Source organism: Collinsella sp. AF29-7AC (genome assembly GCF_003475665.1).
In the GTDB taxonomy this organism is placed as follows: Bacteria; Actinomycetota; Coriobacteriia; order Coriobacteriales; family Coriobacteriaceae; genus Collinsella.
Genome location: NZ_QRQX01000002.1, coordinates 118,597 through 143,367, shown reverse-complemented (window position 1 = coordinate 143,367; position 24,771 = coordinate 118,597). Strand labels below are relative to the sequence as shown.

19 protein-coding genes are annotated in these 24,771 nt (G+C 59.9%); 13 read left to right on the top strand and 6 right to left on the bottom strand.

Annotated features, from left to right (window positions below; translation table 11 throughout):
- Positions 1-23: 23 nt before the first annotated feature.
- On the bottom strand, positions 24-404 hold the full coding sequence (locus DWZ15_RS01375; protein WP_118448874.1) for a GntR family transcriptional regulator: 381 nt from the start codon (positions 402-404) through the stop codon (positions 24-26).
- A gap of 560 nt (positions 405-964) precedes the next feature.
- Here DWZ15_RS01375 and DWZ15_RS01370 point away from each other — a divergent pair.
- The 8 genes from DWZ15_RS01370 to DWZ15_RS10845 all read left to right on the top strand — a co-directional run bounded on the left by DWZ15_RS01370 (position 965) and on the right by DWZ15_RS10845 (position 14,664).
- Positions 965-2,578, top strand: coding sequence for a peptide chain release factor 3 (locus DWZ15_RS01370; protein ID WP_118448871.1), 1,614 nt, complete (start codon positions 965-967; stop codon positions 2,576-2,578).
- A gap of 156 nt (positions 2,579-2,734) precedes the next feature.
- On the top strand, positions 2,735-3,457 hold the full coding sequence (locus DWZ15_RS01365; protein ID WP_233539975.1) for a VUT family protein: 723 nt from the start codon (positions 2,735-2,737) through the stop codon (positions 3,455-3,457).
- Positions 3,458-3,466: 9 nt separating this feature from the next.
- Entirely contained in the window at positions 3,467-4,147 is a 681-nt protein-coding gene (locus tag DWZ15_RS01360; protein WP_117805920.1) for an SDR family NAD(P)-dependent oxidoreductase, read from the top strand.
- A 132-nt stretch (positions 4,148-4,279) separates the two neighbouring features.
- Entirely contained in the window at positions 4,280-5,923 is a 1,644-nt protein-coding gene (locus DWZ15_RS01355) for an ATP-binding protein (protein ID WP_118448868.1), read from the top strand.
- 2 nt (positions 5,924-5,925) lie between these two features.
- Positions 5,926-6,879: a MoxR family ATPase gene (locus DWZ15_RS01350; protein ID WP_118448865.1), complete on the top strand. Its 954-nt coding sequence runs from the start codon at positions 5,926-5,928 to the stop codon at positions 6,877-6,879.
- 35 nt (positions 6,880-6,914) lie between these two features.
- Complete coding sequence (locus DWZ15_RS01345) at positions 6,915-8,087, top strand: DUF58 domain-containing protein (RefSeq protein WP_118448862.1); 1,173 nt, start codon at positions 6,915-6,917, stop codon at positions 8,085-8,087.
- Between the two features lies 1 nt (position 8,088).
- A complete protein-coding gene (locus DWZ15_RS01340) occupies positions 8,089-10,401 on the top strand; it encodes a transglutaminase domain-containing protein (protein ID WP_118448859.1) in 2,313 nt (770 codons plus the stop codon).
- A gap of 15 nt (positions 10,402-10,416) precedes the next feature.
- Positions 10,417-14,664, top strand: coding sequence for a leucine-rich repeat protein (locus DWZ15_RS10845; protein WP_147352298.1), 4,248 nt, complete (start codon positions 10,417-10,419; stop codon positions 14,662-14,664).
- 5 nt (positions 14,665-14,669) lie between these two features.
- Here the strand turns inward: DWZ15_RS10845 and DWZ15_RS01330 are convergent, their stop codons facing one another.
- Together DWZ15_RS01330 and DWZ15_RS01325 are read right to left on the bottom strand one after the other, a co-directional pair.
- Positions 14,670-15,398, bottom strand: a complete 729-nt coding sequence (locus DWZ15_RS01330) for a uracil-DNA glycosylase (RefSeq protein WP_118448853.1) — start codon at positions 15,396-15,398, stop codon at positions 14,670-14,672.
- Between the two features lie 88 nt (positions 15,399-15,486).
- A complete protein-coding gene (locus DWZ15_RS01325; protein WP_118448850.1) occupies positions 15,487-16,389 on the bottom strand; it encodes a DMT family transporter in 903 nt (300 codons plus the stop codon).
- Between the two features lie 158 nt (positions 16,390-16,547).
- Here DWZ15_RS01325 and DWZ15_RS01320 point away from each other — a divergent pair, with 158 nt between their 5' ends.
- Positions 16,548-17,414 carry a LysR family transcriptional regulator gene (locus tag DWZ15_RS01320; RefSeq protein WP_118448847.1) on the top strand — a complete coding sequence of 289 codons (867 nt, stop codon included), beginning with the start codon at positions 16,548-16,550 and terminating at the stop codon, positions 17,412-17,414.
- Positions 17,415-17,441: 27 nt separating this feature from the next.
- Here the strand turns inward: DWZ15_RS01320 and DWZ15_RS01315 are convergent, their stop codons facing one another.
- Positions 17,442-18,824, bottom strand: a complete 1,383-nt coding sequence (locus DWZ15_RS01315) for an MATE family efflux transporter (RefSeq protein ID WP_118448844.1) — start codon at positions 18,822-18,824, stop codon at positions 17,442-17,444.
- A 236-nt stretch (positions 18,825-19,060) separates the two neighbouring features.
- Here DWZ15_RS01315 and DWZ15_RS01310 point away from each other — a divergent pair, with 236 nt between their 5' ends.
- Positions 19,061-19,876 carry a putative RNA methyltransferase gene (locus DWZ15_RS01310; protein WP_118448841.1) on the top strand — a complete coding sequence of 272 codons (816 nt, stop codon included), beginning with the start codon at positions 19,061-19,063 and terminating at the stop codon, positions 19,874-19,876.
- A 130-nt stretch (positions 19,877-20,006) separates the two neighbouring features.
- Here DWZ15_RS01310 and DWZ15_RS01305 read toward each other — a convergent pair whose 3' ends face one another.
- Positions 20,007-20,408: a hypothetical protein gene (locus DWZ15_RS01305; RefSeq protein WP_118448838.1), complete on the bottom strand. Its 402-nt coding sequence runs from the start codon at positions 20,406-20,408 to the stop codon at positions 20,007-20,009.
- 436 nt (positions 20,409-20,844) lie between these two features.
- Here DWZ15_RS01305 and DWZ15_RS01300 point away from each other — a divergent pair, with 436 nt between their 5' ends.
- On the top strand, positions 20,845-21,549 hold the full coding sequence (locus DWZ15_RS01300; RefSeq protein WP_118448835.1) for a class I SAM-dependent methyltransferase: 705 nt from the start codon (positions 20,845-20,847) through the stop codon (positions 21,547-21,549).
- Positions 21,550-21,597: 48 nt separating this feature from the next.
- On the opposite strand, the gene DWZ15_RS01295 is transcribed toward DWZ15_RS01300, so the two are convergent.
- Entirely contained in the window at positions 21,598-21,894 is a 297-nt protein-coding gene (locus DWZ15_RS01295; protein ID WP_117629603.1) for a hypothetical protein, read from the bottom strand.
- 77 nt (positions 21,895-21,971) lie between these two features.
- On the opposite strand from DWZ15_RS01295, the gene DWZ15_RS01290 reads away from it, so the two are divergent.
- Complete coding sequence (locus DWZ15_RS01290; RefSeq protein WP_117629604.1) at positions 21,972-22,460, top strand: N-acetyltransferase; 489 nt, start codon at positions 21,972-21,974, stop codon at positions 22,458-22,460.
- A 304-nt stretch (positions 22,461-22,764) separates the two neighbouring features.
- On the top strand, positions 22,765-24,768 hold the full coding sequence (locus DWZ15_RS01285) for a translation factor GTPase family protein (protein WP_118448832.1): 2,004 nt from the start codon (positions 22,765-22,767) through the stop codon (positions 24,766-24,768).
- Positions 24,769-24,771 lie beyond the last annotated feature (3 nt).

The following is a 24,771-nucleotide window of genomic DNA, read 5'->3' as shown; positions in this document are numbered from 1 at the left end:
GGTATAGCCTTTCTTGCAGATGGCTACTGCATGGTTTCGGGGGCCACAAGGTCGAGCATCTCGTGCAATTTGTCGCGCGTGACGCCCAGGGTTTCGGCCTGCGTAGCGGCCTGCGCAAGCAACTCTTCGATATGGCAGAGCTGGTTTTCGCGCAAGAGCTCCTGGTTTCCCTCGGCGACAAAGCAGCCCTTGCCCTGCACGGTGCAGATAAAGCCGAGCTGCTCCAGGTCGGCATAGGCACGCTTGGTGGTAATGACGCTCACGCCGAGGTCGCTCGCGAGCGCACGGATGCTGGGGAGTTTGGCTCCCGAAGCGAGCGCGCCCGAAAGGATCTGAGCTTTGACTTGCGAGGCTATTTGCTCGTAGATGGGCTTGTCGCTCGAATTGGATAGGATGATGTCCACAGCGGCTCCTTAGCTGTTGGGCTACACGTGTATATAACCGGTAAGCACAGTATATATACACTATGCACAGTTATGCAAGAAGAAATGTAGGCTCGCCTGTCTCTTCGTTCGTTTGTCTCGATCTGTAACATCTGGAGCCGATTTTGGTGTCTACCTGTTACAGATTGAGACAGTCCCGACCTTCCTGCTCGTTCATCTCAATCTGTAACACTAAGGCCCGTTTTTGGTGGCTAGATGTTACAGATTGAGACATTGGTCGCCCGCCTGCGCGTTTATCTCGATCTGTAACAGGTAGAAGCTCAAAACCCGTCCTCCTGTTACAGATTGAGACGGAGATTGAGACGGCGCTGGTCTTCCCAGCCGTTTATCTCGATCTGTAACACCAGGAACGGTAAAACCCGTCTTTCTGTTACAGATTGAGACAGTGCGTAAGGCGGCTGCCCACTACACAGCGAGCTTGGCTGATGAATTTGTCCTGATAGGCGCCCTAGAGCGGGATTTCGCGGCTACAATAGTGCGGTTACATCGACGTAATGCACTCAATGCAAGAAAGGATCCGCATGGCAAGCCTGTCGGATGAAATCTCGTCGCGCCGCACATTCGCGATCATCAGCCACCCGGACGCCGGTAAGACCACGCTTACCGAGAAGCTGCTGCTCTATACCGGCAGCATCCAAACTGCCGGCTCGGTCAAGGGCAAGAGCTCGGCCAAGCATGCCGTCTCGGACTGGATGGACATCGAGAAGGAGCGCGGCATTTCCGTCACCTCCTCGGTGCTGCAGTTCACCTACAACGGCGCCTGCGTCAACATCCTCGATACCCCCGGCCACCAGGACTTCTCGGAGGATACCTACCGCACCCTCATGGCCGCCGACGCCGCGGTCATGGTCATCGACGGCGCCAAGGGCGTCGAGGCCCAGACCAAAAAGCTCTTTAAGGTCTGTACGCTGCGCCATATTCCCATTTTTACCTTTGTGAACAAGCTCGACCACGAGGCTCGCGATCCGTTTGAGCTCATGGAAGAGATCGAGAACGTCCTGGGTATCAATACGTATCCCATGAACTGGCCGATCGGCAGCGGCCGCAACTTCCGCGGCGTGTTCGACCGTCAGACCCGTCGCGTTATCGCCTTTGAGGGCGACGGTCACGCCAACGCCACCAAGAAGGTCGCCGAGGTCGAGGCCGAGTTGGGCGATCCTTCCATGGATGAGCTCATCGGCGAGGAGAACCATAAGAACCTGATGGACGACATCGAGCTGCTCGATGGCGCCGGCGACGAGCTCGACTTGGATGCCGTGGCCTGCGGCAAGCTGAGCCCGGCGTTCTTTGGCTCGGCGCTTACCAACTTTGGCGTGGAGCCCTTCCTTAAGGAGTTCCTGCGTCTGGCCCCGACGCCGCGCTCCTATACCGATACGCTTACCAGCGAGCCGGTCGATCCCTGCCGCGATGACTTTAGCGGCTTTGTGTTTAAGATCCAGGCCAACATGGACAAGAACCACCGTGACCGTATCGCCTTTGTGCGCATTTGCTCGGGCAAGTTCGAGCGCGGCATGGACGCCTTCCACGTGCAGGGCAACCGCAAGCTTAAGCTTGCTACGGGCACGTCGATGATGGCCGATGACCGCGCGATTGTTGACGAGGCGTACGCGGGCGATATCGTGGGCCTGTTTGATCCGGGTATCTTTAGCATCGGCGACACCGTGTGCTCCGGCAAGCGCCACGTGCAGTATCCGCAGATCCCGACGTTTGCCCCCGAGATGTTCGCTCGCATTACGCAGGTCGACACGCTCAAGCGCAAGCAGTTCGTCAAGGGTATGGAGGAGCTTGCCCAGGAGGGTGCCATCCAGATCTTCCGCGAGCTGGGTGCCGGCATGGAGAGCGTTATCGTGGGCGTGGTCGGTGTGCTGCAGTTTGAGGTACTCGAGCGCCGCCTCAAGGCCGAGTATCGTGTTGAGGTCCGTCGCCAGCCGCTGCCCTATACGGACATCCGCTGGATTCAGAACGACCCCGATACCATTGATATCCCGGGCCTTTCGCTCACGCGTGACACGCTGCGCGTCGAGGACATGCGCGGCGGTAAGCTGCTGCTGTTCACGAGCCCGTGGAACGTGGATTGGGCAACCGATCACAACCCCGATCTTATCCTGTCGGAGTTTGGCAACGTAGCCTTTTAATGCATCGGCGCGGTGGCCCTGCGGGGCTGCCGCGCCGTTTACTTGCCTGATGCCGTATGAGCGGCTATCATACCCACCGTCGTCTCAAGACCGGGGCGTCCGAGCAGTTCGGGTCCGATATCCTGCTCGTTAAACCTAAAACCAAAGGAGTACATAATGATCAAGAAGGTCATGGAGGACTACAAGGTCCTGTTGCGGAGCATTCCCGCGGCAACGGTTTCGCTGTTTTTCGTGAGCGTCATCATGATGAACCTACTGGCCAACAAAGAGCTCATCAGCCTGCCGTATCTGGCACTCGATTGCGGCTTTGTGGTGAGCTGGGTTTCGTTTTTGTGCCAGGACATGATCTGCAAGCGCTTTGGCGCCAAGGCATCCATCAAAATCTCTATCCTCGCGCTGCTGGTCAACCTGGCCGTGAGCCTGTGCTTTTGGGCATGCTCGCTCACGCCCGGCATGTGGGGCGCCTACTACGACACAGGCATGATCGAGGTCAACAGCGCCCTTAACGCCACCATTGGCGGCACCTGGTACGTGGTGCTGGGCTCTTCGCTGGCAATGCTCGTTTCTGCCGTGGTTAACTCCACGCTCAACCAGTCGCTCGGCCGTATGCTCAAAAAGAATAACTTTGCGAGCTTCGCCTTCCGCTCCTATGTGTCCACGGGTGTTGGCCAGTTTGTCGACAACCTGGTCTTTGCCATTGTGGTGAGCCACACGTTCTTTGGTTGGACCTGGGTGCAGGTTCTTATGTGCTCGCTGACCGGCGCTGTTGCCGAGCTGCTGTGCGAGGTCTTCCTGAGCCCCGTGGGCTACAAGGTCGTGCGCGGCTGGGAGCGCGAGAATGTGGGTGCCGAGTACCTCGAGCGTCACGCAACCGCCTAAGGAGCAAGCATGCGGGTTTTGATCACGGGCGCTTCGGGCGGTATCGGAGCCGCGTGCGTGCAGCGCTTTTTGGACGAGGGCCACGAGGTCGTGGGCTTTGATCTGCTGCCGGCGGCGATCGAACACGAGCGCTACCGCCATCTGATCGTTGATGTCCGCGAGCCGGACTCGTTTCCAGTTGACCTTGAACCCCAGGTAATCGTGAACGTTGCCGGTACGCAGGATTCGGCCGACGACATTGCCGCCAACCTGCGTGGCACCATCAACGTGACTGAGCGCTACGCCTTTGTGGGGGAGGGGCTTGCCGCCAAGCCGGCGCCGGCTATCAAATCCGTGGTCAATGTGGGGTCGGCGAGCGGACATACGGGATCGGAGTTTCCTGTCTATGCTGCCAGCAAGGGCGGCGTTATCGCCTACACCAAAAACCTTGCAAACCGCCTGGCGCCGCAGGCCATCGCCAACAGTGTGGACCCGGGCGGCGTTATCACGCCGCTCAACCGTTGCGTGATGGAAGACGAGCGCCTGTGGAACCAGATTATGGAGCTCACGCCGCTTAAGCGCTGGGCCACCGCCCAAGAGATCGCCGAGTGGATCTACTTTGTGGGCGTGACCAACCGGTTTATGACCGGGCAGAGCCTGCTGATCGATGGCGGCGAGGCCGGCCGCACCCAGTTTATCTGGCCTGAATAACAAAACGCGCCCGATGGCAAGGTTGCCTCGGGCGCGTTTTGCATCATTAATTGCTAACTTTAGCTGGGTATTATCTCTGTAAAGTGCCTTTGAGCTGGTAGACTAAACCCCGAAATATGAAAAGGGGGCATATTGGGGCTGTTCGGTTCACACGAGAAGCGCGACGCGGACCGAGCGCGTCGACTTTTTGAAGAGGCGCTTGCGCAGCAAGGGCCCAACGTTGCGCTGGTCTTGCGTGCCAGCGACTGTCTTCCGCTCTATATCACCCCAAATTTTGAACGCGTCTTTGGCGTATCGCCCGAGCGTATTGGCGACGACATCGAGACGCTGTACCGTTTTATTCCCGATAGCGACCGTGTTCGCATACAGCGACAGGTGAGGGACTGGGACCACGCGACTCCGCTGAACCTTCTGTGCTCCTACCATGCGCCCCATGGAGAAAAAACGCAGCTCAGCATTAGGTTTACGATTACGCTCATTCAAGACGGCACGCAGTACCTGGTTTCTGCAGTCGATGTGACGACCGAAAACGAGCGTATCGCCAAAGCGGAGTCCGAGCGCGATCGCGCCGTCGAGACCGCCAACGCGCGCACGGACTATATGAACCAGATGAGCCACGAGATCCGCACGCCGCTCAATGGCATCGAGGGCATGATTTCGCTTGCCCGCGAGCATCATGCAGATGAGCCTCGCCTGATGGACGACTTGTCTCGCGCCTCGCAGCTTTCGGCCTACTTGCTTTCGCTTATCAACGATATGCTCGATATGAGCCGCCTCAACAGCGGGCGCGTGCGCCTTGACGATGCGCCGTTTGATATGCGTCTGTTTGCCGATGAGATCGAGCGCATGTTTAGCTCGCAGGCAGCCGACAAAGGGCTTACGTACTCGGTCAATCTGGAGGACTGCGAAAACGTTTTTGTCGTGGGCGACCGCATGCGCCTGTCGCAGATCGTCATCAACTTTATCTCCAATGCGGTCAAGTTTACCGAGCAGGGCGGCAGCGTTACCGTAACCCTGCGCGAGATGTACCAGGCAGACGGCGGCGTGAGCTATATGCTGCGCGTGCGCGATACGGGCAAGGGCATGGACCCGCGCTACGCCAGCAAGATCTTTAAGCCGTTTGAGCAGGAAGACCGCACTATCGCTCGCCGCTACGGCGGAACGGGCCTGGGCATGGCCATTACGAGCGCACTCGTCGAGCTGATGAACGGCGAGATCGTCGTCGATACCGAGCCCGGTCGCGGCTCAACGTTTTCGGCCTACATTCCACTGCGACTGGCCACGCCGGAGCAGATCGAGGACCTTAAACGTAAGGAGCAGACCCTCGAGACGGCGCGCGATTCCATTGACTCGTCGTTTACCTATCAGTTTGAGGGCAAGCGATTCCTGTTGGCCGAGGATAACGAAATCAATGCCATGATCGTGATTGAGTTGCTGGCAAGACGAGGCGCGGCGGTCGATCGTGCCGAAAACGGCCAGGCGGTCGTTGAGCGATTTCAGGGCATGCCCACGGGCACGTACGATGCGATCCTCATGGATATTCAGATGCCCGTGCTCAACGGCTGGGAAGCGGCCGAGCAGATACGAGGACTTAATCATGAGGATGCCGCCGTCATTCCCATCATTGCGCTTTCCGCCAATGACTACACCGAGGACGTTGAGCGCTCGCGCAGCGTGGGCATGAACGGACATGTGGGCAAGCCCATTGATCTGAACGTTTTGAAAGCACAGCTGGCGGCCGCGACGGCCGAGGCAGCTTACCGAGGAAATGAGTAACCGTGATCGTCGAACAGTCAAGCAGCATCATCAACGAAGTGAGCCGCGCCCTGCTGGGCAAGCACGATGTGATTGAGAAGGCTCTCATGGCCATCTATGCCGGCGGTCATATCCTGTTGGAGGATGTGCCCGGTACCGGCAAGACGACGCTGGCCCTGGCTCTTTCGCGTGCGCTGGGTCTGGACTTTAAGCGCGTGCAGTTTACGCCCGATACGCTGCCTTCGGACATAACGGGCTTTACGATGTTCGACCGCGACACCGGCACGTTTCGCTTTGTGTGGGGTGCCGTCAACTGCAACATGCTGCTGGGCGACGAGATCAACCGTACCAGCGCAAAGACGCAGTCGGCCCTGCTCGAGGTTATGGAAGAGCGCGCGGTGACTATCGACGGGCAGACACATCAGGTCCCGCGTCCCTTTGTGTGTATCGCAACCGAGAACCCGGTGGGCTCGGCCGGCACCCAGCCGCTGCCCGATAGCCAGCTCGACCGCTTTATGGTTCGCCTGTCTGTTGGCTATCCGTCGCGCCAGGACCAGATCGATATCCTCAAGGCACGTCGCTATGCCAATCCGCTCGACGACATTAAGCCCATGGTTGCCTGCGATGATCTGCTCGATATCCAAAACTACCTGGGCAATGTACAGGTTGCCGACACGGTGCTGGATTATATCGTCCGCCTGTGCGAGGAGACCCGTAATGACGATCTTGTCGAGCTGGGCGTGAGCCCCCGCGGCATTATCGCGCTCACCCGCATGGCGCGCGCCTGCGCATTGATTCGTGAGCGCGACTATGTGGTGCCCGAGGACGTGCGCGAGGTATTTAAGGCTGTTTGCGCCCACCGTCTCGTTTTACGCCCCCAGGCGCGTATTGAATCGATTGGCGCCGCCGACGTCCTCGACCGCATCCTCGCTGCCGTTCCCGCCCCGTCTATGGGTCAGGTTCGCGGCCGCTCGTAGCGGATCGTTTACCTTTTGCGCCCCACGTTACGCTCATGATTGCCAACAAGATTACCTATATCGTGTCCGTCGCGCTCCTGCTCGCCACGTTTGTGTTTACCGCCAATGCGGCTGCGCTCGCTGCTGCCGCGGCACTGATCGCCATGCCCGTGATCACGGTGGCGGCGTGCCGCTCGAGCGTTGCCCTGCTCAAGCTTGGCTTTGAGCTTCCCCGGTCGTGTATTGTAAACGCGCCTCTTGCATTGCGCATCACGTTGGATCGCCCGCTTATGTTTCGCGGTCGCGTTGAGTTGTCGTTTTCGGTATACAACCAGCTGACGGGAACGCGGACGGTCTGTCCCGTAAGCCTTGCCCCTGCGATGGGTCGGCCCGCTTTGTTTGAGCTGGAGCTCGATTCGACCGTCTGCGGTGCGCACACGATTACCCTTGACACCGCGCGCCTGGTCGATGAGATGGGCTTTATGTCGCTCGCTCTCGAGGACGCCGACTTCCACGGGTTGTTTACGGTCTATCCCGAGATACTCGATATTCAGGTTGATCCTCATCAGAGTTCTTCTGCCGGTTTAGAGGGTACGAGCTATGACCCCCATCGAAGCGGCCAAGACGCCTCCGAGGTCTTTGACGTGAGGCCCTATCACGAGGGCGATGCTGTTAAGTCGATCCACTGGAAGCTGTCGACACGCTTTGACGACGTGCTGGTGCGTGAGGCTTCGCGCCCCCAAGACCACGCTATTGGCGTCTTGTTTGGTGCGTTTGCGTGCCATTTTGAGCAGTCGAGCCGCTCAGAGGTTCTTTCTGCGGTGCTGGGTTTCACCGCGTCGATATCGCTGGCGCTTATGCGCCAGGGGTACCATCACGTGGTCGTGGCCGCCCCCGAAGGCCCCCTGTCCGCCTATCCCGTCGATGATCGACGTAGTTTTAATAAGATGCTTGACGCCTTGACGGCAACGCCGCTTGGCCCTGCCCATCCAACATCAAATGAGCAGTATGCCAGGCTTATGGCAGCAAAGGGCATTAGTAAAACGGTGCTGGTGACGGCGGGCGTCGATGAGCAGGTCTATATCGATTTGGGCCGTCTGACCGATCTGTCGGTGCTCCATGTGTCGGATTCGGTCGAGTCGTATAGCATCGAGCGCGGCGCCAACTACATCATCACCCATTGCCCGGTATCGAGCGACTCGGCCCGTATGAAGAGTCTGGAGCTCTAACATGGACTTTGTGACTCTTACCTCGACGGAGCGCGTCGCTTCGAATAGCCGCGTTGTTGCCGTGTTCCTGTCGGTGGCTCCCGCGGTTTTACTGTCTGCGGGCTTCTGCTGCACAATTGCTCGGTGTCTGAGTGCAACGTGCATGGGGGTCATGCTTGCCGTTGCCGTTGGCGTGGCTGTTGCGCTGAGCGTTTTGGATGTTTCGCTGGCGTCGAAAAAGACTTCCTTCTGGATTGCCTTGGCTGCGGCGTCCGTAGCGCTTTTATGCACGCTCTTGATTCCTTCGGCACGCTGGGGCTTCTATGCGTGCGTCAATACCGTTATCGCTCGCGTCAACTCGATCTGTGAGCTGTATATTCCATTGGTGGCAGACGCCGGTCTGCTGTGTGAAGCCGTGTCGCTGGCGGTGCTCGCCGGCATGTTTGCTGGCTCACTCGCCTGGCTTTTTGCCAACTTGAGCGTTTCGTGGCCCACGCTCTTAATCATCGTTATCTGCGGCTCGGCTTCCATGGCGCTGCAGCTTGGTGATTCTGCGATGTCTATGACGCTGGGCGTTGCGGGCTGGCTTGTCCAGTGCCGTGCTGACGAGTTGCGGGGCTCTACGGTAGGTTTGCCCCAGGTTCTATTTGGTCTTGGCGGCCTGTGCGTTGCATGCGGCGTTCTCTTTGCACTGACCGTTGCCCTTGTACAACCTCTTCCCGCGTTGTCCACCCTGTCGGCGTCTGCCGTCAGAGCAGTCCGGGGCGTTCGATTTGGGGACGATTCGCTGCCCGAGGGCGACCTTTCGCAAGCGGCGGACATGAACGAAGGCGAGTCCACGACGCTGTCGCTTGCCGCCAGCAAGACGCTCGGCGACGATCTGCTCATGAAGGGCTTTGTGGGCACGACGTTTGATGGCATGTCTTGGGGGCGCGGCGACTGGATGTCCTACGAGGGTGAATGGTCCGGCATGCGTGATTGGCTGCGCCAGAACGGTTTGACGGTAGCCGAGCAGCGCGCCGCGTTTGACGCCGAGGCCGAGCGCGAGGGTGGCGAGCCTGTCGAGGCGGTCGAGATTTCGGTCGATGCGTCGGGCGCCAACCGCAGATACACCTATGCTCCCTATACGCTGCGCTCGCTGGGCGGTACCGGTGCAATGTTGACGGCCTCGACGATGCTAAGCATGGACCTTTTGCCGTCTAAGGCGTATCGCGTGATTGTCGATAACGTGCCGGTGGATGACGTCATTGCAGATTCGAGCTGGCTGGCGTCCTCCAAGAGCGACTATGCAAAAAGCGAGCGGGTGTACGCCGCTTTTGTTCGCGATAATTACTTGGACGTTCGCGAAGAGGAGCGGGATGCCATCGATGCATACCTGTTCTCGAGCGACAGCTGGGATGCTGGGGCGACTGTTTCGGATACAGCCGTGATCAGTCGCGTGCGCACGATGTTGGCTTCGCTTGCGGGGCAGACGGATAACCCGCCAGCCTATACCGGGGCGATGTCGTTTGTCGCGTGGTTCTTGGGCACGGCGCACGAGGGCAACTCTGCTTACTTTGCCACGGCGGCGACGCTCGCGTTTCGATCTCAGGGAATTCCCGCACGCTATGTCGAGGGCTATCGGGCAACAGATGATCAGCTGACCGCTGCTGTTGGGGCAGGCGTGGCGCTCAACTTGACGGCTGCCGATGCGCACGCGTGGACCGAAATCTACCTTGACGGTCAGGGATGGACGCCCGTGGAGGTCACCCCTGGATACTATAGCCAGACGCTCGATGTCGATAAGATTATCGATGTGGGCGAGGCATGGAGCAACGGCGCCAACGATAAGACGCTCGATGTGGGCTCGGTCGCAGGACAGGCCGAGGATAAGCATCGCGAGGATGTGCCGGTAGTGTATAACATCCCCGTTGTGGCCAAAGTTGGGGTCGGTTTGATCGGCACGGCGATTGCCGCCCTGCTCGCTCTGTTTGCTCGCAGGTTTGTCTTGCGCGCTCGGCGCGCGCGGGCTATCGAGAGCGATGAGCAGGATATCTGCGTGCCGGCGCTCTATGGCTATCTTGCCCTTGTGATGAACCAAAGCGGTCTCGACGCCTTTGACGAGACCAAGCCGCTCGATTGCCTGGATGCCTTTGCTGCAGTGTTCCCCCAGATCGACCCGTGGGAATACCGTCGAGCGATTCGACTTCATCAAGCTTATGCGTTTGGTGGCCGCCAGCTTAAACCGAACGAGTTGCGCACGCTTCGACGTTTTACCGAACGCCTGCATCGGAGCATGCCGGCTCCGCAAACTGTTATTGAACGCTTCCGCCGCTACATGCTGCACGCGTTGTAGAGGGAGTAGGTCTACGTGTTTTCTAAATATCCTCAACATATGGCTTCGCACAAGAACGCGGCGTCGGCCAAACTAAAAGGCCCGCGGAATGCGTCCGCGCGCGTTCAGCATGCCGCCAAAAATATGTATCGCGCCAAGCCTTTGGCTGCAACGCGCGTTGTGGCGGCGGCGGTTTCGGTTGCTGCGGTCGGCGTATTTGGCACGGTCGCCTTTGAGTTGGCCCAGAGTAATCTGAGCTTCGATCCTTCGGGGTATATCGCTGCATACAGTCACGGTGACGCGGAGTCCGGCGAGGCGTATCGGATCAGTCCGCTCTCGACGGATGCCGAGGCAAATCGTCATGACGAGGATAGCGACAGCCGGGACACGAGCGCACGTGAGCAGCAGGCGCGGCTCGATAATGCGCAGGGACAGGTAAATCTGACGGGGCAAAGCGGCACGACCGCCTACAACGTTACCGGCAGCGCCGATGGAACGGGCGTAGGAGTTGCGGGTGGTTCGGGCAGCGGCGCGGGCGGCGCTGGCGGCTCGGGCGTGGGACAGAACGTCCCCGTCATTAATGGGGGTGGAGCGTCTGGCGGCAATGCCGGCGGCGGTGCGGGTGGAAACGGTTCGGGCGGCAACGGTGGTTCTGGCGGCTCGGCCACCTCAACGGCCAATTCCTACAAGTATCTTCTTGCGGACCCCGCGCCCCAAAAGGGTGCCCCCATGGGAGATACAACGTTCTTTACGCAGTTTAACGGTGCGGCCGGATTCATCGATCCCGTTAACGTGCAGATTTCACCCATGGAGGATGCAATCTACGATGGGCAGATGCTCGACGCCTGGACGCTGTTCTGCGCCATGGATGTCCACTGGAGTGACGACAAGGGCCTCTACTATCTTGCCTGCACCAAGGACGAGTTCGCCTCGTTTCCGTATCTCCGCATCGACTCGTGGACCAATGCCGCGGGCGAGCAGAATCCGGCGCTGTGCTCGAGCCAGCCGCTCACGGTAAGCGTCTCGCTGCGCTTGTCGCAGGATACGGCGTGGACGACGCGTGACGTTACCATCCAACCGGCGCGGTCGCGCCTGTTTGTGGTCGGCCAGCCCGATTCGATGGGCCAGCGAAGCGTGATTTGGAGCACGCTGAGCTCCAAGGAGAACCTGCTGGGTGTCAACACACAAGAAGCCTTTATGAAGCAGGCGGGCCATGTCGATTCGGAGGGCTACCTCAATGCCTTGTTGCTGGGGTGGCGCGAGAACGAGGCGGCCGTCCCGTATTTCTACACGCTGACACCCGGTCGCCATGTGGTGGTTCCCGGCGACGTCGTGTCCATCGACCCCGCCTACAAGGTGCGTTTTCAGGGTTATGCTCTCGACGAGGACTATCGCTTTGACGACGACCCTACCAGCCTCAATAACTCACGCCTGCAGACGCTTGTCGATGTGGATGAGTCGGTCGTGTCGGTCGATGGCGGGGGCGAGACGCTCAGCGTTCCGCAGGGTGTGCAGGCGGTCGACGCCTATACCGACAGTCGTCAGCGTGAAGTCTTTACGTGGCAGGTCAACAATCTAGAGCTACCGTCCTCGGTGTACTACGTCAACGTCAATGCGGGCTTTCAAGTGCTCGATGCCTACCGTGTCGCGTCGGATAACCCCGTCTATGCCGCAACGGATGAGGGTGTCTTGACCTCTCGCGATGGCAAGGAGTATCTGGGCGTTCCCTACCATACGCGCGAGCTCGATGTTCCCGCCGATATTGCCCATGTCGTCATTCCCGATCGCAATAAGCTCGATCGTATTGTTCTGCACGCGTCCAAAGAGGGCGAGTTGCCCCAGATTGACGTGAGCAATCTGCAGGACTGCACCCTGGTCGTCGACGATGCCGCGCTGCTCGATTTTATTACCGAGCACGCGGACGAACTAGAGAATGCCTACGGCGTATACGTGTCGCCCGCGACCAACCCCAGTGTCCAGCTCACGTACTCACAGGGGCTGGTGTACAACATTAATTCGCAGCTCAAAAGCGACCTGTGCTATGTGCTCGATACGGGTTCCAATATTGCCCTGGTGCAGATTTCCAACACCATCAAGAAGGGTGCCTTTGCGGGCAACACTTCGGTGGACACGCTGGTACTCATGCCGTGGTTTGACGATAAGGTGACGCTCGAGGACGGCAGTCTTGAGGGCGGTTCCGTGCGGACCATCGTGTGCGCAACCGATGAGCAGGTCGCGTATGTCGAACAGCGCAAGGCTGCCGCCGGTGCACCCGATGCGCGCGTGATTAAGATGAGCCTGTCTCAAGACGGATACTTGTATTATGCCAACGCCGACAAGACGATTTTGCTGTCCGCTGCAGGCGATGAGGATGGCAACCTGTCCGCGACCTTTGACGGCACCTTGCTTGCGGATGGCGGCAAGCAGCTCCAAGTAGATTCCATCGCACCGTATGCTTTCTCGGGCGATGCGGAGCTCAGGTTTGTCAATCTGGGCGAGAAGACGAGTGCCATCGGCCGTAACGCGTTTGAGAACTGCCAAAACCTTCAAGGTGTGTTTATCGGCACGCCCGATAGCATTGAGGTGGGTGCCGATGTCTTTAAGGGCTGCACGGGCCTGGGCTTTGTGGCGTCGCGTGCTAAAAAGGCTGTCTTTGCCACGACCGAGAATCCCAATCCGGCCGGCTGCACCTGGTATGCGCCCGATGGCGAGCTGCAGGGCTACGACAGCCGCTTTGTCACTGTCGACGGCATTTACGATTTTGCTTGCGATGCCCAAAGCGACGACGCGCCCCTTCTCTACGGCTATTACGATGGCGACGAGGAAGGCAAGCCAAGCATCCTGCTCGGTGCGCCCTCGATGCTCAACGGTACGATTGAGCTGCTGCCGAGTACGATTGAGATCTTTGGCGGCTATTCCTTGTCTGGCGCCAAGGACCTGCCTGGTGCCTTTGAGGGGACCGGAGGCGCGTGGGATGTCGATTGGGCTTCGGCTCCCAATCTGGCATATATCGATCGCTATGCCTTCAGGAATTCCGGCATCGCCGGCGACCTGAACATCGATCTTCCCGATAACGATATCTACGTCGGCGTGTCGGCGTTCGAAGGCTGTACGAATCTTGTCTCGGCGTCTGTGCACGCGGCAACGATCGAAATCAGCGACCAGGCATTCATGGACTGCCCGAGGCTCGCGAGTGCATCGTTTGTGGCGGATACCAATGGCGACTACGACGCAGCTACGGGTGCGGGCTCTCGAAACTACCTGGCGTCATCGGTGTTTGGCAATGATGCCGCCTTTACGAACTTGACCGTCGGTACCGGTATTGCAACGCTGGGCTATCCATCGCCGGGTGTGGGTTTCTTCTTGGACGGCGCAACCGATGTCCAAGAGGAGGCCAGCCGCATTCACCTGTCGTTGCCCAGCGGCATGGAGCAGGACTACCTCAATGCATGGGTCTACGGACTCATTGGCTACGACGACTACGACACGTATTATGGCGTTGTGGAATTTGGCATGCTCTCCGATTGGTTCATGGGGGAGGGCCCGGAGCCGACGACCGAAGCGGTTAGGGCGCAGATGGCTCAGAACCTATTGGAGCCCGAGAATCGCCTGCGAACCATGATGGGGCTGCCGTTGGTCGAGGCTTCTACGGTAATACAGGCGGGTGGCGATGCGGCCGAGAGCCATGAATGGGAGATGGAGGACAACGGTGACGGTACTGCCACGCTGGTCTCGGCGCCGTCCGATATCGAGCGTGCCGATCTGGCGAGCGTGTTGACGGGGCCAACCGTAATCGACTCGAACGCCTTCTCGCACTGCTCGAACCTCATCGAGATTGAGCTGTGCGATAAGGTGGTCGGCATCCAGAGCGGTGCGTTTGCGGGCTGCAGCGGCGTGACGGTGACGCTGCCTACTGGCTGTCTGCTGCCGGAGTTGCTGGGCGGGATGGAGAGCATGCCGTTCTCGTTTGGCGGCAACGTGGCGCTCAATATTGCCGAGGCCGATCGCGAGCCGCTGCTCAAGACGTGGTCTCGTCAGATGGTGGGGGTTGCCACAGACGACGAGGAGGCCGACTACGTTGAGAGCAAGTGGTTCGGCAACGTCAACATGGATACGTTTGAGTCGCCGACGTTCGATGTGCTCAATAAGGCCGTAAATGAGCCCATCATGGAGTGTGAGAATTGCCTGCGCTCGCTGATGGGCATGGAGGCCATAAGCGATATCGGCGAGCTCGGCGACCCCATTGATATCAAAAAGTATCCGCAATATTGGATCGCCGGCTAGGCAGGTTATGAAGCGAGGCAGCCCCAGTCGATGGGGCTGCTGCCGTTTTGCTCGAGCAATTCATTGGCTGCCGAGAAGGGACGCGACCCCATAAAAGCGGGGAGTTCTGCCGTGGCGCGGTTGGCCGAAAGCGGCGAGGGGTGCGTGGAGGCAAGGCAGAACTTGCCGCCCGCCTTGCCCGCGCCGGTCGCGGCGAGCTTGCCCTCGACCATCTGCTGGGCAAAGCGGCCCCATGCCAAAAAGACGACCGGCTGGGGCAGCTGGCAGCAGCGCTCGATAACGTAGTCGGTGAGCGTGTTCCAGCCCAGCTTGGCGTGCGAGTTTGCGGCATGCTCGCGCACGGTGAGCGTCGTGTTGAGGAGTAGGACGCCCTGTTGTGCCCAGGGAGTCAGGTCTCCCGTGGCGGGGATGGGGCAGTCCAGATCGGCCTTGAGCTCCTTATAGATGTTGCGCAGGCTCGGCGGCAACTTGGTTTGCGTCGCGGGGACCGAAAACGACAGCCCCATGGCCTGATTGGGTCCGTGATAGGGGTCTTGACCCAAGATGACAACCTTGACCTGGTCGGCCGGTGTGTAGGCAAGGGCATTGAGGATATCGTCTTGTGCCGGGTAAATGGTCTGCTCGGCACGCAGAAGGGCGATGCGCTTGAGCAGCTGGTTCGTCGTGTCACGTACCGGCTGCGGCGCATCGCCCAACCAAGTTGCTATGTTGCGGTCGCGCGTTGCGGTGTCCATGGAGCTCCTTTATGCCAGATGCTATGTCGGCATCTATTGTAAAGGCGCACCGGTTACCTGTATGCCGCGGCTGCACAAGGAGTGGGGCCTACGAGACGTGCTCGGGCGCTCCTGCCATGCGAGCCTGTCCATGTGCGCGAAGGCGCGGAAGCTCGACGGTTGCCACCATAACGCCAGTGAGGATAAGGGCGGCGCCAAAGAAGGCGATGGGGCTCAGGACCTCGCCGACCAGGAAGAACGAGAAGACGGCAGAGCAGACCGGCTCGAGCGAGAAGGCGAAGCCGGTGGTCTCGGCAGGTACGTGGGGCTGGACGAGCGTCTGGGTGATAAAGCCGTAGGCAGAGCAGATGAGTGCGAGCGCAACGACAACGACGATCTCGTTGGGCGTGCTGGGGAGCGTGAAACCGCCAAAGGTGCATGCGGCGATGCCCGAGAACAGGCCACCGAAGCCCAGCTGCCAAACACCCAGGGCCAGCGGGTCGACATCTTCGACAAAGCGCTTCGCCACAATGATATGGCTGGCATAGATAAAGGCCGAGAGCAGCATGACCATCGCACCGGGATTCAGGCTGGTAAAGTCGGCGCCCGAGAGCAGCAGCATGCCGCAGGTGACGATGGCGGTGCCGATGAGCACCTTGCGCTCGGGGGCGCGACGCAGCAGGGCTGCGTTGGCAAACGGCACGATCACGACCGTCAGGCTCTGCAAAAAGCCAGCGGTGGAGGCAGAGGTAAGGCTGGAGCCCAAGCACATGCAGGTGAGCTCGGCTGCCATGATGGCGCCGATGATGGCGGAGCGAACCATCACGTCACGGTTGATGCGAAACGCGTGCTTGTGGAAGAGCAGCAGACAGGCCGCAAAGGCGATGATGCAGCGCAGCGCAACAATGCTCGTGGCGTTCATGCTGTCCATGCCGATCTTCATGAGGGGGTACGAAAAGCCCCATGCGACGGGAACGGAAAATGAGAGCGCGATTGCTTTTTTGCGATCCATGGGACTCCTTTTGTTACAGAACGGTTTCGCAAAAAGGATTCTGCTCCCAGATATGGATGTAGTAAAGCGAATGTATCTTCAGTATGATTAAGAAATACTAATGTTGGAAGAAAAAGCCCTGGCAAAACGTTTTACGGCTACACTGATGTGGAGGCACGATGGCATCGCGGTATCAGATTGTATGTATGGTGGTCGATTGCGGCAGCCTGAAGGGCGCGGCCGACGAGCTGGGCTATACGCAAAGTGCGGTAAGCCAGGCCGTCAAGGCGCTCGAGCGCGAGCTGGGCACCACGATTATCGAGCGCGGCAAGCAGGGTGTCTCGCTTACGCGCGACGGTAAACAGTATCTTCCGTATCTGCGCCAGATCGTAACTGCCGAGGCCGAGCTCGAGGGCAAGCGCCAGGAGTTGCTGGGACTCTCCTCGACCGATATTCGTATTGCGACGTTTACCAACGTGAGCCGTACCGTGTTGCCGCGCGTGATTCGCGACTTTGGGGCCCTGCACCCGGGCGTGCGCTTTGCCCTCAAGCAGGGCGATTACACGCGCAACGCCCAGTGGGTGCACGATGGCGTGGTTGACTTTTGCTTTACGGCGCGCGGATTTACCGCGGGGCTCCAGAAGCGCGTGGTCTATCACGACGAGTTGGTGGCGCTGCTGCCGACCGCGCATCCGCTGACGGCAAAGGAAAAGGTGACGCTCGCCGACCTGGCGTCCGAGCCGTTTGTGCTGCTGGATGAGGGCGAACAGAGTCTGGTGCTCGATGCCTTTGCCGCGCACGGGCTGTCGCCGCATGTGACGAGTGAGGTCACCGACGACTACACCATTATGGCGATGGTGGAGGAAGGCCTTGGCGTGAGCATGCTCTACCGTCGTACGGTCGAGGGCATGAAGGCCGATATCTGCGTGCGCCCCATCGTGCACGCTCCCTCGCGCGACGTGGTGGCAGCCTGGCGCAGCTGGGACACCATGCCTATCGCCACGAGGCGCTTTATCGACTATATGAGCTCGCATATTGTCAATTAATGACTGACGTGACGTTGGGCGCGGTGTTTAGCGGGCTGTTGCTTTGACTTGGGCGGCGCGATAGGTGCGTGCCGGGTGGCAGAGTAGTACCGCCACGACCATAAAGAACGCCGTGGTGCCCAGGCTGATGGGGTAGACCATCATGATGTTCGCAAAGGTGCGGAAGTGCGGGAACACGCAGAATACCCAATAGAAGCGAATGCCGCAGACGCAGATCATGGTGATGAGGGCGGGCATAAGCGAGATGCCAAAGCCGCGTAGGTAACCGGACATGTTTTCGTAGAACATGCTAAAGGCGTATGCCGGGAAGATCGAGCACACGCGGATATAGCCGATCGAGACGATGTTGGGATCGCTGTTAAAGAGCGCCAGGATCTCGCGTCCCAGACCGACGATGATGACGATGGTGGTGAGCGCGACGATGCCGCCTTCGACCAGGCAGACCTTGAGCGTCTTGGTGCAGCGGTCGATCTGGCGAGCGCCGTGGTTTTGTCCCACAAAGGTGGTGCAGGCCTGGCTAAAGCTGTTGAGCAGGTTGTAGCACACGTACTCCAGGCTCATGGCGGCGCTCGATGCCGCCATGACCTCGGTGCCCAGGCTGTTGATGGCAGACTGGATGATGATGTTGGCGACGGCGAAGACGGCGCTTTGGATGCCGGCGGGCAGGCCGATCTTGACGATGCGCTTGAGGGCGACGGGGTCTAAGCCTAAGTCGCGTGGGGTGACGCGGACGACAGAGTCGGTCTTGAGCAGGCGGATAAAGAGCGTAGCGGCGCTGACGGTGTAGGCGATGGCGGTGGCGATGGCGACGCCCGCGACGCCCCAGTGGAGCACGGGGACAAAGATGAGGTCCAGGCCGATGTTGAGGATGGTGGACACGGCAAGCGCCTGCAGCGGCATGCGGGTGATGCCGACGGAGCGGAAGATCGCGGCCTCAAAGTTGTAGAGCAAGATAGAGGGCATGCTGAGCAAAAAGACGCGCAGATAGAGCGCGGCGAGCGGCATGGTTTCGGCGGGAACGTTGAGCGCGGCGAGCATGGGCTCGGCAAAGATCTCGCCCAGTGCGATGACGACAAAGCCCACGAGTGCCATTAAAATCGAGGTATGGACGGCGCGTTTGACCATGTTCTGATCGTTGCGACCGATAGCGTTGGCGATGACAACGTTGGAGCCAAGCGACAGGCCAATAAACAGGTTGAGCATAAGACTGGTAAGCGGAACATTGGAGCCGACCGCCGCCATGGCGAGGGTTCCCTGGTCGCCCGAGAAGTTACCGATGATGACCGTGGCGATGAGGTTCGACAGCTGCTCAAGGATGCTCGTGGCGGCGACGGGAAAGGCGAACAGGGGAATATTGCGCCACAGCGAGCCGGTGGTCATGTCAATGTGCTTGGACGCGGTATCAGTCATACGCTCTCAATCTCTAACATGCTCATTCGTGCTTATTTGCGCAGACGATGATACTCCTAATGCATCCAGTCGGCACTTAGGGACGTTCCTTTTCTGCCGGCAGCTGGGGACACTCCTTCAGACTAGTCATTGGGGACGTTCTTAAATGACTAGTCGAACAAGAACGTCCCCAATGACTAGGTGGGGGAGGCGTGCGACAATGGTGGGCGTTGTGTTGTCCGCGCTAAGGAGTTGCCATGTTGTTGTGTCCCGTTTGCCATGAGCCGTTGGTGGACGATGAGCGCGGTGCTGCATGCGCGGGCGGACATCGGTTTGACCGTGCGCGCGAGGGCTATCTGTATCTGCTGCGCTCGTCCAAGAGCGGCGACTCCATGGGCGATCCCAAGTCGCAGGCGCGCAGCCGTCGTGACTTTCTAAACCGCGGCTACTATGCGCCGTTGCGTGATGCGATGGTCGAGCTGGTGCGCGATCGGGTGTCTGGGCATGCGGCGTCTGCGGGCGGTCCCATGACCTTGCTCGATATCTGCTGTGGCGAGGGCTACTACACCAGCGCCATGGGTGCGGTGCCGGGCGTGGATGCTTACGGATTCGACTTGGGCAAAGAGATGGTGCGCCTGGCTGCCAAGCGCGGCGATGCGACCTACTTCGTGGCCAACATGAAGGACATCCCCGTGGCTGATGGTGCCTTCGATATGGTGACCGAGCTCTTTGCTCCCTTTAACGAGCGTGAGTTTGCCCGCGTGCTGGCACCCGAGGGCTCGCTCTACACCGTGGTGCCGGGCGCTCGGCATCTCTTTGGGCTCAAGGAGGTGCTCTACGACACGCCATATCTCAACGATGAGAAGCTGCCGAAGACGACCGAGCTCGAGTTGGTGGGAACGCAACGGGTATCTGCGAACATTACGCTCCAGACACAGGCCGACATCGAGGCGGTGTTCCAGATGACGCCGTACTACTACCGCACGCGCCCTGCCGACAAAGAGCGCCTGGCAAACCTGGACACCCTTCAGACCGATATCGACTTCATCATCGCCGAGTACCGCCACAGCTAACAACCTGCCAAAAAGGGACAGGTTTATTTTGGCAGGTTTTATCTGGGCAAATGTAAAGGGCCGACCGCGTTGCTGCGCGATCGGCCCTTGTTGGTTGCTTGGATGTAGGGGGGCAGTGGAAGGCGGGAGTCTACAGGCGGTCCTTGTTCTCGGCCTTAATGTCGTGTGCCTGCTGAATAAAGAACAGGTCGTACACCACGATGACAAAGGCGCCAAAGTTGATGGCGTCGCCGCCAAACGCGGGAAGCGTGAGCACGGCCTGCGCAATCGTGGCGATTGCGGCGACGATGCCGAGCTTAAACGCACCATCCACCTGCGAAGGCTTGTTGGCGCCCTTGATGCCCGCAACACCTGCGGCAAGATCGACAAGACCCTTGATGACAAGTACGGCCGCGGCGAGCATGGCGTTCGGCCCGTACGTGGAATCGAGACTGCCTCGGGCGATGCCGACGCCGGCGATGACGAGGCTGGCGATGCCCAAAACAAAGTAAATGAGGGCAAGGATTTTGAGTGTCTTGCGAGCGTAGCTCATGGCTGGATCCTTTCGATACGAGTACGGCCGATCTGGCGTACCCCCTGTGCTGCACATATGGTGAAGCACATTGTAGTTCAACGCGGCGGCGCATGCGTCTGAAAGCGCTTTAGGCCTGCGCACCTCAACCTTTCAAAAAGGAAAGCTGGACGTAAGTCAAATCGATGGCAGCTCATGTGCGGCGCTGCGATGATGAGGATGTAACAAGGAGTTGGTCTAAGGAGGAGCCATGATGTACGGAACAGGGCAGGCGCGCGAGCCGCGATCGTTGGGAAGGCGCATGAGCGATTCTGTGATCGCTGCCGTGTGCACGGGATTGATGGCGGTGCTTTGCATTGGGATGCTGTGGGCCATGTCGCATGTGGGACAATAGCGGACGATTGGGTGCCGACACATGCGGCGCTCACGTATCCGCTTTGCTTGCTAAGGAGTACCCATGGGCGTCGTCGATCCCTTTTCTGTTGCTCGGGCCGCGGGGCTTGAGCTGATCGGGAAGCCCGAGGGCCTCACGCTCACCGACGGTGCGATGGAGTTGCGTGCCGATTTTGGCCGCATGCTTCCACGGCTCAAGCAGGGCCGTCTGCAGCAAGAGCTACTGGTGAAGGCCGCGCGCACAAAAGGCATCGAGCGGCCATGGGCGATTGACGCCACGGCAGGCTTTGGCGAGGATTCGCTGCTGCTGGCGGCAGCGGGCTTTACCGTCGATCTGTATGAACAGGACTGCGTGATCGCGGCGCTGCTCCAGGATGCCCTGGATCGCGCGGCAGATGATTCGGCGCTTGCGGCCGCCGTGGCGCGCATGCACTTACATGCGGGCGAGGACAGCATTGCCGGCCTTCGCCATACAGCTGAGCTGATCGGGCAGGGCGAGCTTGCCGCTCCCGACGTGGTGTATCTGGACCCCATGTTTCCCGAGCGCACCAAGAGCGCGGCGGTGAAAAAGAAGTTCCAACTCTTGCACCATTTGGAACAGCCGTGTGCCGATGAGGAGACGCTGGTTAAAGCTGCGCTTGCGGCGCGCCCGCGCAAGGTCGTTATCAAGCGGCCGGTAAAGGGACCGCTGCTTGCCGGCGTTAAGCCGAGCTATCAACTTGCGGGCAAGGCCGTTCGTTACGATATTTTGGTGCCGCCGCGCCCGTAGCTTGCGCGCGATAGCTGGCGCTCCGTCAGTGCCGTGCCGAAGTGGCGCCTATTTCCAAGGGTGCGACGTCAGGTGCCATCCGCCGCAGTATTCGCATTTGTAGCAGGCCAAACCGCGCCGTCCGCGGTTTTCGCAGTCGGCCATAACTGCCTCGGCCTCGGCGCGCGTGTCGTAACGGTTTTTGCGCTCGCACGACTTGTAGCGCCAGGCTTCATCGCGCTCGGCGTCTAGTGCGTCGCGGCGCACGTCTTCGCGTGCAAACAGGTCGCTCATATCGCCGCCCGTGGCAGCGCCTAAAAACTCGCTTTTGGCTTTTGACCAGGCGGCTCGCTTTTTGCTACCCATCTGCTTCGCGCCCTTCTCAAAACGTTGGTATCATTGCTCAATCAAAGTGATACCAATAAACGTGAGGTCGCCGCGTGATGATCAGAAAAACCCTCGATACCGACATTCCCGCCGTCATGGCTATCTATGACGCGGCCCGCGCCTTTATGCGTGCGCATGGCAACGCCACGCAGTGGCCCGAGGGCACGCCTTCTGCCGAGCAGCTGGCTGCCGATATCGCCGCCGGTGGCAGCTATGTGTGCGAAGTCGACGGTCGCGTGGTGGCGACGTTTGCCTTTTTGCCGGGCCCGGACGAGTGCTACGACGTCATCGAGGACGGCCAGTGGCGTAGCGACACTCCGTACGCCGTACTGCACCGCGTGGCGTCCGACGGCACCGTGCACGGTATCGCGGCTGCGATGTTTGCCTTTGCCAAGGAGCGCGCCGACCATCTGCGTATCGATACGCACGCGGACAACCTGCCCATGCAGGGCGCGAGCATGAAGGCGGGGTTCGAGCGCGCCGGCGTCGTGTATGTGTCGGACGGCACGCCGCGCGTCGCGTTCGATTGGCTGCGCGAGGCATAAGGGCCGAGTCACATACCAGCGTTTCATCGAAATGAAAATGGCCCCGCGTGGGGCCATTTTTGGTAAAACGCGTCGTTGTGGGACTCGCATTGTTACCGCCCCAGATGAGACCGGGCAGACAAAAGGGGAGGTGCCGGCTTTCGTAAGGCGCGAACCTACGAAAATCGCCGCGCGGCAACGCGGGGCGATGAGCTCGGTCGGGGGATAGGGCCCGCTTCGCCCGCCGGCCCGTAAATTGTATCATCCAGTGTGGAACGAGGGTGCCCGTTGCCACGTGCGATGGGCTTGCAATAAGAGGAGAGCCATGTCGAAGCAAGCGGTCGTTGGAATCTTGGCGCATGTCGATGCCGGCAAGACTACGCTGGCCGAGGCCATGCTGTTCAATGCGGGTCGCATTCGCAAGCGCGGCCGTGTGGACGACGGCGACTCGCACCTGGATACCAGCGCTATCGAACGCGAGCGCGGCATCACGATTTTCTCGTCGCAGGCCGTGCTCGACCACGGAGATGTCCACGTCATGCTTGTGGACGCCCCCGGTCACGTGGATTTTTCGGCCGAGGCAGAGCGCACATTGCGCGCGCTCGACTACGCGATTTTGGTTGTGGGCGCCAACGATGGCGTGCAGGGACACACCGAAACCTTGTGGCGCCTGCTTGCGCGCTATGACATCCCGACGTTTGTCTTTATCAACAAAATCGATTTGGAGAATCCCGGCCGCGATGTTTTACTGACGCAACTTGGGCAGCGTCTTTCCGAGGGCTGTCTGGATGCCAACGAACTGCTGACGGGCGGTGCCGCTTGGGAGGACGCTGCCGCGTTGGACGAGGCAGCCCTCGAGGAGTTTCTTGAGACGGGCGAGCTTTCTGTCGCAACGCTGTCGCGCATGGTTGCCGAGCGCAGGCTCTTTCCTTGCTTTGCCGGCTCGGCGCTTAAGGACCAGGGCGTGGGCGAGCTGCTGGATGGCATGTGCGCGCTGATGCGTGAACAGGCGTGGCTCCCGGAGTTTGCCGCGCGCGTCTATCGTGTCAGCCGCGGGGATCGTGGCGAGCGCTTGGCTTGGGTTAAAGTGACCGGCGGCACGCTGCGCGCAAAACAGATGATCAGCGGGCATTCCAGTGCCGAGGCGTGGGAACAGAAGGTCGATCAGGTACGCATCTATAACGGCGAGAAGTATGAGCTTGCCCAAGAAGTTGCTGCTGGCGGTATTTGCGCCGTGACGGGTCTTGCGCACGTTCGCCCAGGGGACGCCCTGGGCACGGAGCCCGCGGGCGATGCGCCCGTCATCGCTCCGGTCCTCACCTATACGGTGCTGCCGGGCGAACACGACGTTCATGCGGTGTTTAAAGCGCTGAGTGAGTTGGCGGACGAAGATCCCATGCTCGGCGTAAGCTGGAATACGCATCTTGAGCAGATCCATTTGCAGTTGATGGGCGCCGTGCAACTCGAGGTCGTGCAGCGGGTGTTGGCCGATCGCTTTGGCCTTTCGGTTGCGTTTGAGCCCGGCGGCATTCTCTATAAGGAGACTATTTCGCGGCCGGTCGAGGGCGTGGGCCACTTTGAGCCGCTGCGCCACTATGCCGAGGTGCATCTGCGCCTGGAGCCGTTGCCGGCGGGTTCGGGTGTGCAGTTTGGCACCGTGACCTCGACCGACGAGCTCGATCTTAACTGGCAGCGTTTGGCACTCACCAACGCTATGGAGCGCGACCACCTGGGCGTGCTGACGGGCTCGCCCATCACCGATGTGCGCATTACGCTCACGGGCGGCCGCGCGCATGCCAAACACACCGAGGGCGGCGATTTTCGCCAGGCCACGTATCGCGCGATTCGCCAGGGTTTGATGCAGGCGCGCGAGGTCGGCGCAGACGTGTTGCTGGAGCCGTGGTACCACTTTGAGCTCGAGGTGCCGGGGGAGTGCGTGGGCCGGGCGTTGTCAGATGCCACACGCATGGGTGCCGAGTACGAGCCGCCGACGATGGCGGGAGACCGAGCGAAGCTTGTGGGTCGCGTGCCGGCATCCGAGGTGCAGGATTACGCGCTGGAGGTGGCTGCCTACACGAGCGGGCGCGGTCATCTGTACCTGGAGTTCGCCGGTTATGCGGCTTGCCATGATGGCGAGCGCGTAATCGAGGCTGCCGCCTACGAGCCCGAGGCCGATCTGCCCAACACGCCCGACTCGGTCTTTTGCTCTCATGGCGCCGGCTACACGGTCAAATGGTATGACGTGCCCGCCGCAGCGCACGTAAAGATCGATCCCGTCACCTTCCGTCCCTGGCGAGCAGCAGACGCCGAGTTTTTCGGCCACATGTGACAA

Bases quoted from the DNA above. Each gene is read 5' to 3' on its own strand.
- DWZ15_RS01310 (WP_118448841.1), top strand. From the start codon at position 19,061: ATGTTGTTGTGTCCCGTTTGCCATGAGCCGTTGGTGGACGATGAGCGC.
- DWZ15_RS01300 (WP_118448835.1), top strand. From the start codon at position 20,845: ATGGGCGTCGTCGATCCCTTTTCTGTTGCTCGGGCCGCGGGGCTTGAG.
- DWZ15_RS01295 (WP_117629603.1), bottom strand. From the start codon at position 21,894: ATGGGTAGCAAAAAGCGAGCCGCCTGGTCAAAAGCCAAAAGCGAGTTT.
- DWZ15_RS01360 (WP_117805920.1), top strand. From the start codon at position 3,467: ATGCGGGTTTTGATCACGGGCGCTTCGGGCGGTATCGGAGCCGCGTGC.
- DWZ15_RS01345 (WP_118448862.1), top strand. From the start codon at position 6,915: ATGATTGCCAACAAGATTACCTATATCGTGTCCGTCGCGCTCCTGCTC.
- DWZ15_RS01365 (WP_233539975.1), top strand. From the start codon at position 2,735: ATGATCAAGAAGGTCATGGAGGACTACAAGGTCCTGTTGCGGAGCATT.
- DWZ15_RS01315 (WP_118448844.1), bottom strand. From the start codon at position 18,824: ATGACTGATACCGCGTCCAAGCACATTGACATGACCACCGGCTCGCTG.
- DWZ15_RS01330 (WP_118448853.1), bottom strand. From the start codon at position 15,398: ATGGACACCGCAACGCGCGACCGCAACATAGCAACTTGGTTGGGCGAT.
- DWZ15_RS01290 (WP_117629604.1), top strand. From the start codon at position 21,972: ATGATCAGAAAAACCCTCGATACCGACATTCCCGCCGTCATGGCTATC.
- DWZ15_RS01305 (WP_118448838.1), bottom strand. From the start codon at position 20,408: ATGAGCTACGCTCGCAAGACACTCAAAATCCTTGCCCTCATTTACTTT.
- DWZ15_RS01285 (WP_118448832.1), top strand. From the start codon at position 22,765: ATGTCGAAGCAAGCGGTCGTTGGAATCTTGGCGCATGTCGATGCCGGC.
- DWZ15_RS01325 (WP_118448850.1), bottom strand. From the start codon at position 16,389: ATGGATCGCAAAAAAGCAATCGCGCTCTCATTTTCCGTTCCCGTCGCA.
- DWZ15_RS01370 (WP_118448871.1), top strand. From the start codon at position 965: ATGGCAAGCCTGTCGGATGAAATCTCGTCGCGCCGCACATTCGCGATC.
- DWZ15_RS01320 (WP_118448847.1), top strand. From the start codon at position 16,548: ATGGCATCGCGGTATCAGATTGTATGTATGGTGGTCGATTGCGGCAGC.
- DWZ15_RS01340 (WP_118448859.1), top strand. From the start codon at position 8,089: ATGGACTTTGTGACTCTTACCTCGACGGAGCGCGTCGCTTCGAATAGC.